The following is a 17,854-nucleotide window of genomic DNA, read 5'->3' on the forward strand; positions in this document are numbered from 1 at the left end:
ATTATTTCCCCCTTGATATACCTTGTTTCACAAATGTCCCTTCCTCATACTCACGGAATGCAAGATCAAGATCTTCCTTGGTGTGCATGACAATTGGGCCGCGCCAGAAAATTGGTTCATTTAAAGGTTTGCCGGTCATAAGTAGGAAACGTATTCCGCCTTCACCTGCGGTTACCGCAAATTCATCTCCTTTTTCGAACAATACGAGGGAGCGGTTTTTTACCAAAGTTCCGTTCACAGTTCCATCTCCATCAATAATATATATGAAGGCGGTATATTCTTTATTGATAGGGTGAACAAATTCCAGTCCTGCGGGAACAATACAATCAAAGTATTGCGGGTTGATGGCAATGTTTCTTGCCGGGCCACTTATGCCGTCTATTTCTCCTGCAATTACTTTGATAACGGTTCCATTTTCGCGCACAACTTCAGGTATTTCATCCTTCGTTATTTCACGGTAATATGGATCAATCATTTTATGGGAAGCAGGCAGGTTTGCCCATAATTGAAAGCCGAGCATTGCCCCGTTTTCATCTCCTTTGGGCATTTCCTGATGAACAATACCACTTCCGGCAGTCATCCACTGAACACACCCAGCTGAAATAGTGCCCTCATTTCCAAGGCTGTCATCATGTTCTACATCACCACTATGTATATATGTGATGGTTTCGATGCCGCGATGGGGATGCCATGTAAATCCTTTGAGATAATCTGCTGGATTGTGTGAACGAAAATCGTCCAGCATCAGGAATGGATCGAAAAGTGATGCTTCAAAGTATCCGAAGGCGCGGTGGAGCTTTACTCCGGCACCTTCGGTTACAGGTTCACCCTTAAATATTTGTTGAATTTCGCGTCGCACATAAGCTCCTTTATTCTGGAATTCTGTTCTTCCGAAAGGGAGAATGGCTTGAGGATATCAGTAAGATGCGACTTTGTAAGCAGGAATATAATGTAGGTAGCGTTAAATTTGTCATTGGACATAAGAAAGCCGGGGTTCAGAATGCTATTGTTGCCACCTTCCAATAGTCAAAAGCATCTGAACACCCGGCCTGATCCGGACTAAATTACCTTAATATTAAGGTTTCATGATTTCATCGTAACCTTCGATAAGAGTCGTCACAACTGACGGATCTGCGAGGGTTGAGGTGTCACCGAGATTAGCGGTGTCGCCTTCAACAATCTTACGAAGGATACGGCGCATGATTTTACCACTTCTGGTTTTAGGCAGAGATGGGGAGAACTGGATAACTTCCGGAGAAGCCAGAGGTCCAATTTCCTTACGAACATGCATGCGCAGTTCTTTGGTCATATCATCATCTTCGTCAAACTCTGCTTTAAGAGTTACGTAAGCGTAAATTGTCTGTCCTTTAACTTCATGAGGCATACCAACTACGGCTGCTTCAGAAACTTTAGGATGTGAAACTAGAGCTGATTCGATTTCAGCTGTTCCGAGTCTGTGGCCGGATACGTTGATAACGTCATCTACGCGGCCCATGATCCAGTAGTAACCGTCTTCGTCCACGCGAGCTCCGTCACCGGATTCGTAAACGCCCGGGAAGCCCTGGAAGTACTGTTGTTTAAATCTTTCCTGATTACCCCAAACGCCGCGAAGCATCCCAGGCCAAGGTTTATTGATAACGAGGAATCCACCTTCGTTCGGACCGACTTCTTTGCCGTGTCTGTCAACAATCGATGCATCGATGCCGGGCAGAGGGAGTGTTGCGGAGCCTGGCTTAGTCGGCGTTGCGTAAGGCAGAGGAGCAAGAACGTGACCACCTGTTTCAGTCTGCCACCATGTGTCAACGATCGGGATATCTTTATCACCGATTTTATCGTGGTACCACATCCATGCTTCGGGGTTGATAGGTTCACCAACTGTTCCGAGAACACGCAGGCTGGAGAGGTCATATTTTTCAGCCCACTGGTCGCCTTCACGCATTAGAGCACGAATGGCAGTAGGAGCTGTGTAGAAAACATTAACTCTGAATTTTTCACAAACCTGCCAGAATCTAGCTGGATCTGGATAGGTCGGAACGGATTCGAACATGATGCTGGTCGCACCGAGAGCGAGTGGTCCGTATACGATGTATGAATGTCCTGTTACCCAGCCAATATCAGCGGTACACCAGTGAACGTCATCATCTTTAAGATCGAAAACCCATTGGCAGGTATGAGCTGCGTAGGTCATGTAACCACCTGTTGTGTGGAAAACACCTTTAGGTTTGCCAGTACTACCGGAAGTGTAGAGAATGAAAAGAGGATCTTCAGAATCCATGAGCTCGTAAGGGCAGTCGTTGGAAATTTCCGGGTCGGACATTAGGTCGCCCCAGAATCTGTCTCTACCTTCAACCATTTCAACTTCGTTGCCAGCTCTTGGAACAACAACACATTGTTCAACTGTTGGACATTCTTTGAGTGCTTCGTCGGAGTTTGGCTTCAAAGGAATAACTCTGCCGCCGCGAAGTACGCCGTCGCCTGTGATGTGAACCTTAACTTCACAGTCATTGATGCGGTCGCGAAGACTGTTGGAGCTGAATCCTGCAAAAATAATAGTGTGCGGTGCACCGATACGGGTACATGCAAGCATTGCGATAGCAAGTTCAGGAATCATTGGAAGGTAGATAGAAACGCGGTCGCCTTTTTCTACGCCCATTTTTTTAAGAACATTTGCAAATCGGCAAACTTCACGGTGAAGCATGTCGTAAGTGTAAACTTTAACTTCATCGTCCTGCTCGCCCTGCCAGATAAGTGCAGCTTTGTTGCGGCGACCATTTTCAATATGACGATCTAAGCAGTTTGCAGAAGCATTCAGCTTTCCGCCCTTGAACCAGTTAATTTCTGGTTTGTCGAAATCGTATTCTAGAACTGTGTCCCATTTTTTGTCCCATGTGATGAGCTCTTCTGCGCGTTCGGCCCAGAATCCATCCATATCATTAATAGAACGGTCATAAATGGCTTTGTATTCTTCAAGACTTTTCACGCACGCTGTAGGTACGTTGGTGGGAGGATTAAAAAGTCTTTTTTCGGTAGAAAGGCTTTCAATTTTGTTCTCTTTAGTCATTTGGTGAAACCTCCTGAGAGTTAATAGGTGCCTGATTGTGCAGAAAAGGGTTATCCGGTTTGTAACCCCACAAATGGTTTTTCTGACCGGATGAGCTAGTTATATACACTTTTCACTTTTGATGCACATGGTTTTCGATAAACGGTAGGATAAAAGCGTGGACGGAACTAACTGCCGTTTGGCGGTGTTAATTACCCGTTAAACTGAAAAAGCTACCGTTTGCAGCATCTTGTTCCTATTGCCCGAGCTTGTATACTGATGTTACCAAGGTATATTCTCTTAAAAAGATTAAAGAAAGGAAGCTCCACGTGATGAAAGCACTTGTTATAAATCTTACTCGTTTCGGAGATTTGCTCCAGACTCAGCCCGTTATTTCCGGGCTTAAGCTTGCCGGATATGAACCAAGTATAATGTGTCTTGATAATTTTTCCGGAACAACGGCTCTTATGCGCGATGTCGCAAGCACTATTGCCATGCCCGGAGCTTCTCTCCTTGCCGCGCTTGATCGTGATTGGCGCGAGGCCTTGTTGTTATTTGAATCTTTCTGCGCTGAGATTGAAGAGCAAATAGATCCAGACCTGATCATTAATCTAACGCCGTCTCTTCCGGCCCGTTTGCTAGCAATGCGCTTGACCCGCAATGGTAATAAGGTCCGCGAACTTCGCGGTTTTGCCGTGGATAATTTTGGATTCAATGCCGACACCTCACCTTGGGCCGGCTTTCTACAAGTTGCGTCTGCCAATAGAGGGGCCAGCCCTTTTAATGTAGTTGATCTATTTAATAGAGTCGCAGGGCTTGGTGACACTGTACCGTTTAAGCTTGCGGAACCATCTACTGAGATGAACGCTGTCGCAGATGAGTTACTTACACCTCCCATATATGAAGGTACGCAGGTCGATGGCGTTCAAGGCTATGTTGGATTTCAGCCCGGAGCGAGTGAAGACCGCAGGCGTTGGCCTGTTGAACATTTCAGGGAGCTAGGCAATAAATTATGGAATGAATTGCGCAGAGTTCCGGTTCTTTTGGGAACAGAGGGTGAACAGGGCATAGGTAGCAGGATTCTTGAGGGGGCATCATTTCCACCTATTAATCTTATGGGTAAAACGGGTTTGTCGGAACTTTCTGCCGTTCTTGGTAAGCTAGATATTCTAGTTACTAACGATACCGGAACAATGCACCTTGCTGCCGGACGCGGCGTACCTGTTGCTGCTATTTTTCTGGCTACCGCGCAGCCGTGGGATACTGGCCCTGCTGCGGAAAACCTACTTTGTCTTGAGCCTGATGCAGATTGTCATCCTTGTCCGTTTGGAGTTCCCTGCCCAAGCGGTAATATGTGCCGCCACGAAGTCAGCGGGACTTATGTATTTGAAGCTGTCGCACATTTTTTGTCGACTGGACAGTGGGCTAGCCCAGAAAATTCAGGCGCGCGCGCATATCTTACTGGGCGCGATGGTCAGGGGTTTATGGCACTTTCATCGCTATCTGGTCATGATACTTCAGACCGCTATAAATGGATCAAGCTTCAAAGGGATTTGTACCGTCGTTTTCTTGACGGGGAAGACCTTTCCACATTTAAATTAGCAGATGTGGTCCCATCTCTAGAATTTCGGTCAAAACTGGTTCCGCCTCTAGCAGAAGCCCGCGATTTGCTATTTCTTTTGACCAAACAGGCTCTATTGCTACAGGCAAATCCTATTGAAAGTATGAAAGTTAAATTCTTAGCTAACTTTCAGAAAATACAGGATATTTTTTCATCAAAGCCAGAGTTGGTTGTTCTTTCTTCTCTCTGGTATTTCGAGTCCAGAGCGCATGATTCCATGGATGGACTTGCTCTTCTTCTGGAGCGTTACAGAGGGCTTGTTTTTGCGCTTCATTCCTCTTTTGAATAAGTTGGCATAGCTTTTGTATGTTCTCCAGTGTACCGGACTAACCGGAAAAAAATACGTACCAATTTTAGAAGGAGAGTAATCATGATCGTTATCGATGGACAAAAAAGGGACATGGACATTAGAAGTTTTGAGAATCTGGAGCAGGTTTTCGAAAGCGTTATCGAGCAGGGATTTCTTGCTGATCGCATTGTAACTGATGTGTTTGTAAACGATGAACCTTTCAGCGAAATTTACCCGAATCAATCAGAAGATATCGAAACTTCTGAAGTTGAATCTCTCGAAATCAAAAGCTCTACCACTGTCGAAATGGCTAGCAGCATTACCCTTGAACTATACAAAGTCGTGAATATCATGGCGGGTGGCGGTAAGCAGGTTGCTGAACTTTTCAGACAGGCTGATGATGCTGAAGCACTTGAATTATATCAGGATCTACTTGATGTAACCAGAGACTTCCTTGGCATGGTCGGAACTCTAAGGGATCAATTTTCCCTGAGCAAAAAGATTGGTTTTGAGGCTGTTGTAGATGAATTTTCCAGTCTTTTCACTGAAATGACTGAAGTGCTTGAAAATGAAGATTGGATTTTGCTTGCAGATTTACTTGAATATGAATTCCTGCCTTCAGTTGAAAAGTGGAAGAATGTTATTTCCGCAATTCGTGAAGATGTCAGAGAAGCAGCTAAGGGGTAACTGTTATGGCAGATACTTTAAATCTTTTAGATCAGGCTTTGGATTTGGGCCATCAGGAAATGAAGTATCTGGTAGCCGGAGAAGTTGAAGAAGCTTTTCAGATTACTGAAAAAAGAGTGCTTTATACCAGTCAGGCCTTGCAGACTAAAGAAAGTGTAAGTCTTGATGCCATTACAGGTAAGCTTGAGAAGCTAAAGTCCCTTCAAGGACAGCTTACTTCAGTAGCAAAGAAGTTACATGCAACTCTTAAAGAGGATCTTGGTCAGGCCAAAAAGGACGGAGTGCGGTGTCGAGGATATTTAGGAGTTGCGAAAGGAACTCCTCTTATGAAGAACCGCTACATCCATAAGGTCGGATAAACTTATAGACCGGTTTGTAGATTTAGCCCTTTGCGTTAGATGACGGTACGACATGATTCGCCCCGGCAGGAATAATATTCTTGCCGGGGTTTTATCCGTTAAATGCTTATATTTCTGTCCAGTCAATGAGTTGCTCATTTTCATCATGGAGAGTTCCGCTCATGGTGAATTCAACTCCTAAGCGACATGTTGCTCTATCAATGTTTTCAACTGTGCGTATTTGTCCAGCATACCAATAAGGTTTAAATACCTTTTGGCGGAAGTTGAACATGAAAATATTGATAAGCACATTGGTCCCTGTATCAAACTTGTTTTCGCTCAGTATCAGCGGAGTGCTGACTCCGATTCCTCCGTTTGAAATGTTGATAACCTCGTTATCTTCGTGACCACCCGATCTTGGGTCATATGAGTTTACTGCCAAATCTGGAACTGCGTCTGCAAAAGATGCATCGTCTGTGTCAGGTGCTCCGAGCCACATTTTGACCCGTATAAATTGCTGATCAATAACTCTTTTGCGCTTATGCCGACGGCGCTTAACGCTGGAAAACTTGGTCGGGGTGCTGATTGTTATCCGCCCGCAATTTTCAGTTCGACAATCGACTGAAACCATTATGGTCTTAAAGCAGTTAACTGATCCGGTTTCTGTTTTCTCAGGCGGGAACATTATCAGCATTGGTCTGGAGTCGGTGTTTTTTGATAGCCCCAGATCTTCTACTAATTCAAGCTGGAGTCTATCTTCCTGAATATCGGTAATAACAGCGCGTGCGAATAAATTGTCATGCGCATCTGGTTCTGCGATGTCTAATATTACACCGTCGTTTTTGAACGATGAGATAAAATTATTGGATTTACCGGAAGATCCGCTTCCCTTCTTAGGTGATGGACGCAGGATAATATAGCCGATGATTGAGGCTAGCAGTCCAATTCCACCTGCTATAGCCAGAATGATAGGCAGAGATTCAGGCGGAAGAGACTTATACAGTTCTATGGCAGGATTAATTACCATTAAATCCAGTTTGTCTAACCAGTGCCTGAAGTCGAGCTTGTCTAATTTATCTAATATGGATTGAAAATCAAAATTTTCCATTATATATGTCCTGTAATGACAATTTTACGATGACAAAAAATATCTCTAAGTTTTATTCATGTAGGTTCCAAATCAATAAATTGTCAATGTCGGCTTCGAACTGGACTATATTGGTTATTACCGCTATTGACCGCTACAATGAATAGTTAGTGAAGTGGTTCAAGGTTGAATTTAAATCTCCATCTGCGGTGTTTTTAACTGCAGACAGAAATATATACGCAAGGTTTTGATATGCTCGAAAGAACTTTTTGTCATCTTAAAGGGATCGGTAATACTACCGAGGCCAAAATATGGAATTCTGGAATAAGTAGTTGGTCAGACATTGTTAAAGGTGCTGACATGCCTTTTTCAGATGCTAAAATCAGTGAGCTTGAAAAAGGTTGCAGTGAATCTTTGGAGCGTCTCAAAGGGCGAGACCCTCGCTGGTTTGCGGATAGACTTCCGGCGTCTGATCAGTGGCGTATGTATTCTCATTTTCAGGATAATATCGCATATATAGATATAGAAACTACAGGCACAGATGCCCACTCCTGCGATATTACGACCATAGCTCTCTGGAATGGCCGTGAAGTGAAAACCTATGTTCAGGGGCGCAATCTTCATGATTTTGAAGATGAGATTGCTAAGTATCCCATGATCGTAAGTTTCAATGGAAAATGCTTTGATGTGCCTTTTATAGAGAAATATTTCGGCATTAAAATTAATGCAGCTCATATTGATTTGCGCTTTGTTTTCAGATCGCTTGGAATAACCGGCGGCTTAAAGGGTATCGAACAATATTTCGGCATCGATCGTGGCGACGCGGCCGGACTTGATGGTTATTTCGCTGTTCTTTTGTGGAATGAATATGAAATGTCCGGCAATGAAAAAGCGCTTGAAACTCTATTAGCATATAATGTTTTAGATAGCGTGAACCTCGAAAACCTTATGATTCTGGCGTATAACCTTCATATAGAAAGGTTTCCCCAGCATGATCTAAAGCCGATAACCGCGGCTGCGGTCCCGGGTAATCCGTTCAATGCTCATATCAGCGTGGTAGATTCCATTAGGCGCAGATATCCTTCTGGAGGATCTTTCCGTAAATTCTAACGTGAATATTTTTCCTGTTAAAAGCCGCTTTCATTATTTGAAGGCGGCTTTTTTTTGTCGTTTTAAAAAAAATATTTCCTTTGTATTCTCCTGATATAATAGGTTTAATTTTTTTAGAGATTGCGAATGAAGAGGTGGCTGTAAAATTTGGGTATGGTCTATGCAATATGGGGAGGGAAGGGCAAAGAGTGCCTAATTAACATATTGATGATTGTAAGGAGAGAATGGAGATGCAGGAACAGACCGCCATGGAAGCTGAAAAAGTTCGCTATCCGCGCCAATTCACACAGGATCTGGTCATCGACCCATCCCTTTATACTGATAGTTCACTGCTTAAAGATGTCGATATGCTTAGTGATCCTACTGTAGCTGTAACAGATCCCATGATTATGGGTATGGTTCTCAAATATTTTTATTGCTATGTTCACAAGGGTAGTTTTGATGAAGTTGTGCCGTTGCAGGATATTAGTGCGCTTTGTGAAATGTTCAGCCGTCACAGCAGTCTTAATGAACCTGACGATGACATTGAGCTGATGAATTACTTGCGTCAGTGGTCCTTTTCTCTAAGGATGCTAGCCGATATCACTAAGACAAGTCATATTATTCGTTCCATTATTACTCAAAAACTTTCTTCTAAGCTCCAGAAATCAGACGAATATGTTGGTCTTGATATTGGAACCGGAACTGGTATTTTGCTACTTGCTCAGCACATTCACGCTCGTAGGCTCGGCTTTAAAGAGATAACTCTTTACGGAATTGAGTATGACAAAATGGTTGGACTGCAGAGCTATAAAATTTTCAATGAGTTAGGCTTAGCTGATATCATTTTAGGTGATGCTAGAGATAAACGCAATTATGAACCTCTTTTAAATAAGCAGGTTTCATTTGTTTCGAATGAAATGGTTGCTGCTATGCATCAGCCGCTGCGCAGGGAACATTTTGTTTCCATCAGTAAAACCCTTTTCGGGACACTTGGTGAGAACATTGCGAACGCAGGCTTTTTCCCTGAAGGTCTAATTGCTTTTTGTAAGGAAATGAATGTTTCTGTGCTGCTAGCAAAGAATACTGCCTTTCTAGGGCCGAAAGAATATCACGATATGAATCTTCTTCCGCAGGGTATTATTATTGAAGGGAATATTGTGCCTCTCCATGAACTTGGTAATGAACTGATGCCATACTTATCGGAATGGTCCAAAACTCGTCTTTCTCATCGCTGGTAAATTAAGCCGTTTTATAAAGAATTTCAAAAAGCTCCTTTGGTATCTAAATGCCTAAGGAGCTTTTTTATGTTTGAACGGCAATCCATTTCACTTTACAGTGCGTAATAAATATATGATAGTCCGCGCGCTCTACACGGCATTATCTTGTATCGCGGCAATGGAGTTTTTTTTGAGTTTTGATTCTTTTGGCTTTGATTCTCGCATCTCTTCGGGGGTTCGCGCGTCTGGCCAGGATACACCTACTCTGATTCAAGAGAAAATTATACCTGCTGTTTTAGCTGGCCGCGATGTGCTGGGCTTTACTCAGGCGGGCACGGGAAAAACCGCTTCCTTCGTACTGCCTATTTTGCAGAAGTTGGTAAAAAATGGAGTTGAAACACGCGGCCCCATCCGCGTTTTAGTCCTAGCTCCTACTCTTGATATAGCTCAAAAAATACACGAAAATTTTATATCTCTCGGTAAGCAGACCGGAATGCGCAGTGGACTTGCTTGTCCTAATGAAACGAGTAGTGCCGCGTATAAAGCTGATCCCGCAAAACAAGTTAAAGATATTTCCCGTGTATCACTGCTGACTGCATGTCCCGCTGAGCTATCATATATGATAGGCCGTAGTGAGGTTGATTTATCGCAAGTTGATACACTAGTAATCGATGAAGCTGACCGCATGCTGGAGATGGGTTTTTTAGATAATATAAAAACTGTGTTGGCAGAGCTTCCTTTTGAACGTCAAAATTTGATGTTTTCTGCAACACTCCACTCGGGAGTGGGTACACTCAGTTCAGAAGTGTTATGTCAGCCTGAAATATTTCAAATTGCAAACACAGCTCCAGTTGAAACGGTTAAGCATATATGCTGCCCTGTACCTGTTCATCTCAAACAGGAGTTTTTGAAGTCTCTGCTTGAGGATATTGAGTCAGAAAGTGTTTTAATATTTGTCAGGACTAAACGATGGGCGAATCGGCTTGCCGCTAGACTTATAAAATATGGGTTTAATGCCGCAGAGTTGCATGGTGACCTTGCGCAAAGTAAACGTTTGCGCGTGCTGGATGGTTTTAAGAGCGGCAAGTTTAAAATTATTGTATCGACTGACCTTGCTGCGCGAAGCATTAAGTGCTCTTCTATTACACATGTCATTAATTACGATATTCCAGATACTATTGAAATATATAGACATCGTATAAAGATGATCGATGAAAAGTCTCGAAAGGGAGTTGCCTTTCTTTTTACCGCAACTGAGGATGTGTCCAAGGTTGAAAAGATAGAGACGCAGCTTGGTGGAGGTTTTTCTGTTCATCATTTAGATAAGTTTGATTATAAAGCACCCAAGCCTTTGCCAATTGTACCTGATGAGGCTTTGCAAAAAGAGCTGAGTAAGGCCGGGCGCAAAAAGAAAGCCGATAAGCTTCAAAGTTTAAAAGATAAGTAAGTACCATTGGCGTATAAAGTTAGCAGTTTAATATCTTAAGACTCCATGTTATATGATCAGGATAACTTAGGTAGAAATATGAAAAAATTTTGGATCACCACACTAGGTTGCAAGATCAACCAATACGAAAGTGAATCGATTCGCCAGCGCTGGGCGCAGATGGGTTTTGAGCAGGCTGTAAATGATGAAGATGCTGATGATGTCGTGATCAATTCGTGCGCTGTTACAGCATCGGCCTTGCAGGATTTGAGGAAGGTTATTCGTAATCTTAACCGTCGTAACCCTGATGCCAATATTATTGTTACGGGCTGTGCCGCGCAAGTTTTTGGTGCAGAACTAGCGGAACTCCCCGGTGTCATTGAGGTCATTCCACAGGAACGTAAGGCAGATCTTTTGCAACTTACTGGTATAGCTGGTGAGTCTGGTGACCAGCCTAAAGATAGCGGGGCGGAAACTGTTTTTCAGCCTTTTGCAATCAAAGATTATAAGCGAACAAGAGCTGTTGTTAAGGTTCAGGATGGTTGTTCTCATCGCTGTACATATTGCATTGTTCCTATTACTCGCGGGCCAAGTGTCAGCAGGAAGATGGAAGATGTACTGGCTGAAATTGAGCGGTTAATTGAGGCCGGATTCAGAGAAATGATCATTAGTGGCATTAATCTCAGTCACTACGGTCGTGAGTTTGAAGGACGTCCTGATTTTTGGGATCTCATGGAGCGGATCGAAAACGAGTTTGGTTCCGAGTGGGGCGGGAAAGTCAGATTTCGTATCAGCTCACTTGAGCCCGGACAGCTAAAAGAAAGGGCTTTGGAGGTTCTTTCAGCTTCAAAATTAATTTGTCCGCAGCTTCATTTATCCTTGCAGAGCGGCGATAACGCTGTGCTTAAAAGGATGGGCAGGGGGCATTATAAGGCTGAGGATGCGCTTGCATTTACTGAGAAGCTAAGCCAGATATGGCCTGTTTTCGGGCTTGGAGCGGATATATTGACGGGTTTTCCCGGCGAAACTGAGGAGGAATTTAACAATACTCTCGAATTTTGCCAAAAACTCCCTCTATCTTATGCGCATGTTTTCCCGTATTCAGTGAGGCCGGGCACGGCGGCGGCAAAGATGAAAGATCAATTGCACGGCTCTGTGAAGAAAGAACGCGGTGCTATTTTGCGTGGTTTAGTCGCAGAAAAGAAGGCTGAGTTTTTAAATAAAATTTCTGAATTAGATTCGTTGCGAATCCTTTTTCAAAATAAGAATTCAGGTGTTTGCGAGTTTTATTCTACCTGTATTTTTGAGGAAGGATTTGAAGGAGCTGTTCCGCGTGAACTCGTGAAAGTTGCTCCTGTAAAGGTTATTGATGACAAATTGATTGTCCGTCTTATCTGAGCCGGGCTGTTGATATATAAATGATAATATAAAATTGATGAGCAGCACAAAAGATGGTGCTGTTTAAATGATATTTAAAAAGTAAGGAGGCTTAAATGCCTGTAAGCATGACTGGATTTGGACGTTTTGAGACTACTGAAGATAAATGGTCCCATTGTTGGGAAATTCGTAGCGTTAATTCTCGTTACCTTGATCTTAAATGGAGATTGCCCGGTTTCCTTCGTGGATACGAATCCCGTTGGGAAAAATTGGTCAGAAAATATGGCTCTCGTGGTAGAGTTGATATTTCCTTGAATCTTGAAGTTTTCAGCGCAGAGCTTCTCGGAATCGGTCTGAATAAACTTCAGGCAGAAGCTATGATCACTCAGGTTCGCGATATGGCGACTGCTGATGGCGTAGATTTTACTCCTGATTACAATAGACTTTTCAGCCTATCTTCCTTGTGGAGAGATGCTTCAAGCGAGCCGGATCCTAAACTAGCCGCTTCCATCACTAAAGGGCTTGAAGGCGCTCTTGCTAACTGGCGTGAGTCCAGACAAGCTGAAGGTGATGATCTTGTTGTCGATCTTAAAGAACGTTTCACCTTACTTAAAGAGTACGGCGAAACCGTTAAGGCTAAAGTTCCTGAAATTCTTGAAATGAGACGCGCTGCTCTTATTGAAAGAGTTACTAATATGATGGAAACTCTCGGCGCTGAGTACTCTGAAGACAGAATGATTCAGGAAGTTGCTATTCTTACTGATAAACTTGATGTTTCAGAAGAAGCTACTCGCCTTGATGCTCACCTCGACCGTATTTTTGAAGTTCTGAATAGTAATAAGGATGCCGGTAAAAGACTTGATTTCCTTCTTCAGGAAACATTCAGAGAGATCAATACCTGTGGTAACAAGTGTCAGGATATTGAAGTCAGCCGTGTAGTTGTAGAATTCAAGGCTGAGCTTGAAAAGTGCCGCGAGCAGGTTCAAAACATCGAATAGTTTGGTTGCAAATGCAAAAGCAAACATTACTTAATATTGGTTTCGGTAATTACGTGGTTTCCAGCCGCGTAATTACCATTGTCAATCCTTCCTCATCTCCGATGCGCAGGCTTCGTGAAGAAGCGAGGCAGGAAGGACGTCTTGTTGATGCCACTCAGGGACGTAAAACACGTTCAATTATAGTTACGGATTCCAATCATGTAATCCTATCAGCTATTCAGGCAGAAACTATCGGACATCGTTATACATCTGAAGAGGTTGATAATGACTGATATTTCAAGACCGCCCAGAAAAGGGCAGGTGCTCGTACTTTGTGCCCCTTCTGGTACCGGGAAAAGTACTCTGGTACAGAAACTCCGCAAGGAATTTTCAGAAGTGGGTTTTTCCATTTCGTGTACAACTCGTGAACCTAGAGAAGGTGAAGCTCACGGCAGGGAATATTATTTTCTGTCCACTGAGGAGTTCATCACCAAGCGTGATGCTGGAGAATTTGCTGAATGGGCAGAGGTCCATGGTAATTTCTATGGGACTCCTAAAAAGCCTGTTGAAAAAATGTTGTTTAAAGGTATGGATATTCTTTTTGATATAGATTTTCAGGGTGCAATGCAGCTCATGGAAACTATGCCTGACGGGATATTTGTCTTTTTGATGCCTCCGTCATATTCTGATTTACGGTCTCGTCTTGAAGGACGAAATACCGATTCTGCCGAGGTTATCTCTCGCAGACTTAGAAATGCTATGAAAGAAATGGCTTCAGCTCCTAAGTTTGAATTCTGGATCGTTAATGATGATCTCGAACAAGCTTATTCTGAGCTGCGAGCTATTTATCATGCCGGAAAAAATCGTCCCTGTACCAATCCGGGACTTCTTGAAAGTGTATTAAGCAGTTGGGAGTAGTATGTCTGAATTAGTTGTTGCCCTCGATTTTAAGAATGCCAAAGATGCCATTGCGATGGCCGAGAAAGTTCGCGGAGTTGCCCCGTGGGTTAAAGTCGGTCTTGAACTTTTTTGTGCGGAAGGGCCACAGCTCATTTCCACATTTAAGGAGATGGGTTTTAAAGTTTTTGTTGATCTCAAATTTTTTGATATTCCAAACACCGTTAAGGGTGCTGTGCGTTCCGCAACTTTAGGCGGGGCTGATATGCTCAGCCTTCACGCAATGGGCGGAGAGCGTATGGCAATTGCTGCTCGTGAAGGGCGCGCAGAAGCTGCAACCGGCAGCGAAGGTCCTTTGCTTATGGCTATTACTGTGCTCACAAGCATGGGTGAAGAAGATCTTCCGTTTGCGGTTCCAAATGGACTTGGCGATGCGGTTCTTGATCTAGCCCTTGCGTCATCCCAGGCAGGACTAGACGGGGTTGTTTGTTCTGGTCTTGAAGTTGAAGCCGTTAAAGAAAAATGCGGTAGCGACTTTCTATGCCTGACTCCGGGAATCAGACCTGCAAGTGTTTCTGATGACCAGCGCAGAGTTGTAACTCCAGCTCAGGCTGTTAGCAGAGGATCAAACTTCCTCGTTGTAGGGCGTCCGATCACCGGTGCTGATGATCCAGCAGATGCTGCTCGCAGAATTATTGCTGAAATGAACTCTTAGTCGGAGCCGTTAAATAGATGTCGATAGGCCAAAATGTCATGATTCAGGGAGTTTTCTCCACTATGCAGGCTGCAAGTGTGGGAACGGGTACTACTACGAAGCGTACTACACAGAAGATGTTTTGGTTTGTTGCCGAGCTTGCTAATAAGACTCTTGAGGTTCAGCCCTTAAACGAGAGCGAAGTTCCATCCGGTCTGAAGACTATTGTTACAATGGAAGAGTTTCTCAATAAATATGAACCTGAACCTGAATACTATCTTGAAGTTGTTTTACCCCGCATGAAAGAGCTGGATACAACGATTGCTCGCGGGGAGTTGCACCGTGATAGATCAGAGCTCTATAGTGCTGAGTATGAGTTCAGTTCTGCAATTGAGATTGATGAACACAATGTACGGGCAAATTTTGGGCTGGGGCTTACATATCTTGCTCGGGGCGAAACGGATCGGGCCAGCGATATTTTTAAGCGTCTGGTCGTACTCGATTCCACGTTTGAGCCACAGCACAAGCATTTATTTAATGAGTTCGGGATCAGTTTGCGCAAAAACGGCATGATCGATCAGGCTCTTGATTATTATCATAAAGCAGAAAAAATAAGCAAAAGAGATGATAATTTGTGTTTGAATATTGCTCGCGCATATTTTGAAAATGGCAAGGTTCAGGAATGTCTTAATTATGTTCATAAAAGCCTTGATATTAATCCGGAGCATGAAGAAGCTGGGCGCTTTTTAAAGTATATGAAAAATATAGGGTGCGGTGAAGACGATATTATTATGGTTGATGATGAAGCTGCCCCTACAGCCCATGTGAAAGCTAAAATTATAAGCGCCAAAAAAGAAAAGAAAAAAAGCGATGTTGTTGTTGATATGAAGTTTAATTTTTAGTCCCCATCTCTTTTTTTCATAAATAATAACGGAGTTTAATTTGCCATCTATTTGGAAGCTGAGAAGCGAAGAAGAATTGCCTTCTTCCTTACCTACACTTGCGGCAGAGCTAGGCATTACTGAACTTTTGGCTGAAATTTTGTGGAATAGAGGGTTTAAAACTCGCGCTGAAATGGATTTTTATCTTTCACCCGGCCTTAGGAATTTATGTAAACCTACTGAAATTCCCGGTGTTGAAGAATCCGCAAAGGTGCTTGTAGATGGTCTCACTGCGGGCAAAAAGTTCGCTGTGTGGGGTGACTATGATGTGGATGGCATTACTTCAACTGCGCTTGTTAAAACTTTCCTCGAAGCCCGCGGCTTTGAATGCACTCACCATCTCCCGAACCGCATTGAAGAGGGCTACGGCCTTAATATCCCCTATTTACAGAAGCTAAGTGATGATGGTGTGGAACTACTGCTCACCGTTGACTGTGGGATTACTAATAACGCAGAAATTGCTGCTGCGAATGAAATGGGGATGACCGTAGTTGTTTCTGATCATCATTTGCCGAGTGATGAACTTCCGCCTGCCGCTGCAGTTTGTAATCCACGCCTGACGACCTTAAATGGTAAAGATTATGATTGCCCATGTGCCACTCTTGCTGGTGTGGGGGTTGCTTTTATGCTTATGGCGCAAATGAACAGATTGCTTCCGGGTGAACCTGCGGATCTGAGACAATATCTCGATTTAGTAGCTCTAGGCACAATTGCTGACGTAGTTGAATTGCAAGGGCATAATAGAATTTTAGTTAAGAACGGATTGCTTCTTTTGAAAGAAGCAAAACGTCCCGGTCTGGCTGCTCTTAAAGTTGTCAGCAAGTATGATATGTTTGCCGCTATCGGGGCAGGGCAGGTTGGTTTTGGGCTTGCTCCAAGAATCAATGCTGCCGGAAGAATGGGTGATCCTGACAAGGCTCTTAAACTGCTCCTTGCCGAGGATATGGAAACGGCCCGTCCTATAGCAAAAGAGCTGGATGCACTTAACTCTGAGCGGCGCGCTGAAGAAGACCGTATTTTACAAGAGGCCCTTGCTCAGGCTGAAGAACAGTCCCGCCCACCTCATAACAGGGTTGGACTGGTGCTTTTCTCCCCCGATTGGCATCCCGGAATCATAGGCATTGTCGCTTCGCGAGTAGTAGAAAAGTATTATCGCCCGACTATTATGCTTTGCGAAGATGATGGTGTTATCAAAGGATCTGCAAGGTCTACCCGCGAATTTCACATTCATGAAGCTCTAACTGAAATGTCAAATTTATTTACTAATTTTGGCGGTCATAAGCTGGCTGCCGGCATGTCTTTCCCTGCTGCAAACTTTGATAAACTTAAAGAAGGGTTCGATAAAGCTGTCTTGGATGCTGTAGGTCCGGAGCCGTTAAAGCCCACACTTAAGGTAGATAAAGAATTGGAGCTGGAAAAAGTAGATTATGTTCTGCTCAAAGAGATGGAGTTGATGCAACCGTTTGGCATGGGTAATCCTGAACCTGTTTTCACAACCACACCTGTGGAAATTATGGAGCGCAGGCCCATGGGTAAAGAACATGTGAAGTTGGTTATCGCTGATTTGGATAAGAAAAGGAAAATGACAGCTAAGGCGTGGCGCTTGGCCGAAAAATTGGGATCAAATTTAATTGGTTCAAAGATGCGTTTTGCTTTTTCACCCAAGATTGATAAGTTTAATGGGATTCCTACTATAGAAATTATCGTTAAGGATTTCACTCGTAAGCTTGAATAATAAATTCGCACTTTTATTTTATAAAAAAGGTTAGCTATATTAATAGCTAACCTTTTTTGTTGTTGTGCGTTTACTCAGCTGTGGTTGGATCAATGATAGATCTAACTACTGATACGCTGTTTGCCGGAAATCCGCCCATTTCGGCGTGTTTGCGGACTGAAGCTTCATCTGGAGCTATGTAGATGCAATAAATTTTGTCATCTGTAACATAACTCTGAACCCACTGAACCTGTGGCCCGAGCTGCTGCAATACTCCACATGAAGTCTGTGAAATTCCTTGCAATTCTGACTGTTTAAGATCCCCAGCTTTGGGTATTTCGCGTTCAATAACAAATTTAGGCATTTCCTTCTCCTTTAAAATTAAGTGATAAGGACACGCGGCAAGCCATTTATTTAAGCGTATTCGAACAATTAATAAGCTGTTGAATACTGCAAC

17 protein-coding genes are annotated in these 17,854 nt (G+C 43.5%); 13 read left to right on the top strand and 4 right to left on the bottom strand.

Annotated elements, in window-relative coordinates:
• Position 1 precedes the first annotated feature (1 nt).
• Positions 2 to 859, bottom strand: coding sequence for a pirin family protein (locus BR06_RS0107955; RefSeq protein ID WP_031481940.1), 858 nt, complete (start codon positions 857 to 859; stop codon positions 2 to 4).
• A 216-nt stretch (positions 860 to 1,075) separates the two neighbouring features.
• A complete protein-coding gene (gene acs, locus BR06_RS0107965) occupies positions 1,076 to 3,061 on the bottom strand; it encodes an acetate--CoA ligase (protein ID WP_031481941.1) in 1,986 nt (661 codons plus the stop codon).
• 311 nt (positions 3,062 to 3,372) lie between these two features.
• Between acs and BR06_RS0107970 the strand changes: the two genes are divergently transcribed.
• From BR06_RS0107970 to BR06_RS0107980, 3 genes are all read left to right on the top strand, one after another.
• The gene (locus tag BR06_RS0107970) at positions 3,373 to 4,950 is read left to right on the top strand and encodes a glycosyltransferase family 9 protein (RefSeq protein WP_031481942.1); all 1,578 of its coding nucleotides are present in this window, start codon (positions 3,373 to 3,375) and stop codon (positions 4,948 to 4,950) included.
• An 81-nt stretch (positions 4,951 to 5,031) separates the two neighbouring features.
• Positions 5,032 to 5,637, top strand: a complete 606-nt coding sequence (locus BR06_RS0107975; RefSeq protein ID WP_031481943.1) for a hypothetical protein — start codon at positions 5,032 to 5,034, stop codon at positions 5,635 to 5,637.
• Positions 5,638 to 5,642: 5 nt separating this feature from the next.
• Positions 5,643 to 5,996, top strand: coding sequence for a hypothetical protein (locus BR06_RS0107980; protein ID WP_031481944.1), 354 nt, complete (start codon positions 5,643 to 5,645; stop codon positions 5,994 to 5,996).
• A gap of 106 nt (positions 5,997 to 6,102) precedes the next feature.
• On the opposite strand, the gene BR06_RS0107985 is transcribed toward BR06_RS0107980, so the two are convergent.
• On the bottom strand, positions 6,103 to 7,083 hold the full coding sequence (locus tag BR06_RS0107985) for a PilZ domain-containing protein (protein WP_051676967.1): 981 nt from the start codon (positions 7,081 to 7,083) through the stop codon (positions 6,103 to 6,105).
• 231 nt (positions 7,084 to 7,314) lie between these two features.
• Between BR06_RS0107985 and BR06_RS0107990 the strand changes: the two genes are divergently transcribed.
• The 10 genes from BR06_RS0107990 to recJ all read left to right on the top strand — a co-directional run bounded on the left by BR06_RS0107990 (position 7,315) and on the right by recJ (position 17,418).
• Positions 7,315 to 8,172, top strand: coding sequence for a ribonuclease H-like domain-containing protein (locus tag BR06_RS0107990; protein ID WP_031481946.1), 858 nt, complete (start codon positions 7,315 to 7,317; stop codon positions 8,170 to 8,172).
• Positions 8,173 to 8,402: 230 nt separating this feature from the next.
• On the top strand, positions 8,403 to 9,392 hold the full coding sequence (locus BR06_RS0107995) for a class I SAM-dependent methyltransferase (protein WP_031481947.1): 990 nt from the start codon (positions 8,403 to 8,405) through the stop codon (positions 9,390 to 9,392).
• Positions 9,393 to 9,561: 169 nt separating this feature from the next.
• Positions 9,562 to 10,818: a DEAD/DEAH box helicase gene (locus BR06_RS0108000; RefSeq protein ID WP_034602955.1), complete on the top strand. Its 1,257-nt coding sequence runs from the start codon at positions 9,562 to 9,564 to the stop codon at positions 10,816 to 10,818.
• 78 nt (positions 10,819 to 10,896) lie between these two features.
• A complete protein-coding gene (gene mtaB, locus BR06_RS0108005; RefSeq protein ID WP_031481949.1) occupies positions 10,897 to 12,195 on the top strand; it encodes a tRNA (N(6)-L-threonylcarbamoyladenosine(37)-C(2))-methylthiotransferase MtaB in 1,299 nt (432 codons plus the stop codon).
• Positions 12,196 to 12,290: 95 nt separating this feature from the next.
• Positions 12,291 to 13,172 (top strand): YicC/YloC family endoribonuclease, encoded by an 882-nt coding sequence (locus BR06_RS0108010; protein WP_031481950.1) that lies wholly within the window; start codon positions 12,291 to 12,293, stop codon positions 13,170 to 13,172.
• Positions 13,173 to 13,183: 11 nt separating this feature from the next.
• A complete protein-coding gene (locus tag BR06_RS0108015) occupies positions 13,184 to 13,444 on the top strand; it encodes a DUF370 domain-containing protein (RefSeq protein WP_031481951.1) in 261 nt (86 codons plus the stop codon).
• Positions 13,437 to 14,069: a guanylate kinase gene (gene gmk / locus BR06_RS0108020; protein WP_031481952.1), complete on the top strand. Its 633-nt coding sequence runs from the start codon at positions 13,437 to 13,439 to the stop codon at positions 14,067 to 14,069. Before BR06_RS0108015 ends, gmk begins: the two co-directional genes overlap by 8 nt.
• 1 nt (position 14,070) lies before the next feature.
• Positions 14,071 to 14,763, top strand: coding sequence for an orotidine-5'-phosphate decarboxylase (gene pyrF / locus BR06_RS0108025; RefSeq protein ID WP_031481953.1), 693 nt, complete (start codon positions 14,071 to 14,073; stop codon positions 14,761 to 14,763).
• 17 nt (positions 14,764 to 14,780) lie between these two features.
• The gene (locus BR06_RS0108030) at positions 14,781 to 15,644 is read left to right on the top strand and encodes a tetratricopeptide repeat protein (protein ID WP_034602936.1); all 864 of its coding nucleotides are present in this window, start codon (positions 14,781 to 14,783) and stop codon (positions 15,642 to 15,644) included.
• A 40-nt stretch (positions 15,645 to 15,684) separates the two neighbouring features.
• Entirely contained in the window at positions 15,685 to 17,418 is a 1,734-nt protein-coding gene (recJ, locus tag BR06_RS0108035; protein WP_031481955.1) for a single-stranded-DNA-specific exonuclease RecJ, read from the top strand.
• Between the two features lie 70 nt (positions 17,419 to 17,488).
• On the opposite strand, the gene BR06_RS0108040 is transcribed toward recJ, so the two are convergent.
• Positions 17,489 to 17,761 (bottom strand): DUF4242 domain-containing protein, encoded by a 273-nt coding sequence (locus tag BR06_RS0108040; protein WP_031481956.1) that lies wholly within the window; start codon positions 17,759 to 17,761, stop codon positions 17,489 to 17,491.
• Positions 17,762 to 17,854 lie beyond the last annotated feature (93 nt).

Origin of the sequence: Maridesulfovibrio frigidus DSM 17176, assembly GCF_000711735.1 — a bacterium.
Taxonomy (GTDB): Bacteria; Desulfobacterota; Desulfovibrionia; order Desulfovibrionales; family Desulfovibrionaceae; genus Maridesulfovibrio; species Maridesulfovibrio frigidus.

Excerpts from the sequence above, each read along its gene's own strand:
- acs (WP_031481941.1), bottom strand. The coding sequence starts at position 3,061 with ATGACTAAAGAGAACAAAATTGAAAGCCTTTCTACCGAAAAAAGACTT.
- BR06_RS0107970 (WP_031481942.1), top strand. The coding sequence starts at position 3,373 with ATGAAAGCACTTGTTATAAATCTTACTCGTTTCGGAGATTTGCTCCAG.
- BR06_RS0107975 (WP_031481943.1), top strand. The coding sequence starts at position 5,032 with ATGATCGTTATCGATGGACAAAAAAGGGACATGGACATTAGAAGTTTT.
- BR06_RS0107980 (WP_031481944.1), top strand. The coding sequence starts at position 5,643 with ATGGCAGATACTTTAAATCTTTTAGATCAGGCTTTGGATTTGGGCCAT.
- BR06_RS0107985 (WP_051676967.1), bottom strand. The coding sequence starts at position 7,083 with ATGGAAAATTTTGATTTTCAATCCATATTAGATAAATTAGACAAGCTC.
- BR06_RS0107990 (WP_031481946.1), top strand. The coding sequence starts at position 7,315 with ATGCTCGAAAGAACTTTTTGTCATCTTAAAGGGATCGGTAATACTACC.
- BR06_RS0107995 (WP_031481947.1), top strand. The coding sequence starts at position 8,403 with ATGCAGGAACAGACCGCCATGGAAGCTGAAAAAGTTCGCTATCCGCGC.
- mtaB (WP_031481949.1), top strand. The coding sequence starts at position 10,897 with ATGAAAAAATTTTGGATCACCACACTAGGTTGCAAGATCAACCAATAC.
- BR06_RS0108010 (WP_031481950.1), top strand. The coding sequence starts at position 12,291 with ATGCCTGTAAGCATGACTGGATTTGGACGTTTTGAGACTACTGAAGAT.
- BR06_RS0108015 (WP_031481951.1), top strand. The coding sequence starts at position 13,184 with ATGCAAAAGCAAACATTACTTAATATTGGTTTCGGTAATTACGTGGTT.
- gmk (WP_031481952.1), top strand. The coding sequence starts at position 13,437 with ATGACTGATATTTCAAGACCGCCCAGAAAAGGGCAGGTGCTCGTACTT.
- pyrF (WP_031481953.1), top strand. The coding sequence starts at position 14,071 with ATGTCTGAATTAGTTGTTGCCCTCGATTTTAAGAATGCCAAAGATGCC.
- BR06_RS0108030 (WP_034602936.1), top strand. The coding sequence starts at position 14,781 with ATGTCGATAGGCCAAAATGTCATGATTCAGGGAGTTTTCTCCACTATG.
- BR06_RS0108040 (WP_031481956.1), bottom strand. The coding sequence starts at position 17,761 with ATGCCTAAATTTGTTATTGAACGCGAAATACCCAAAGCTGGGGATCTT.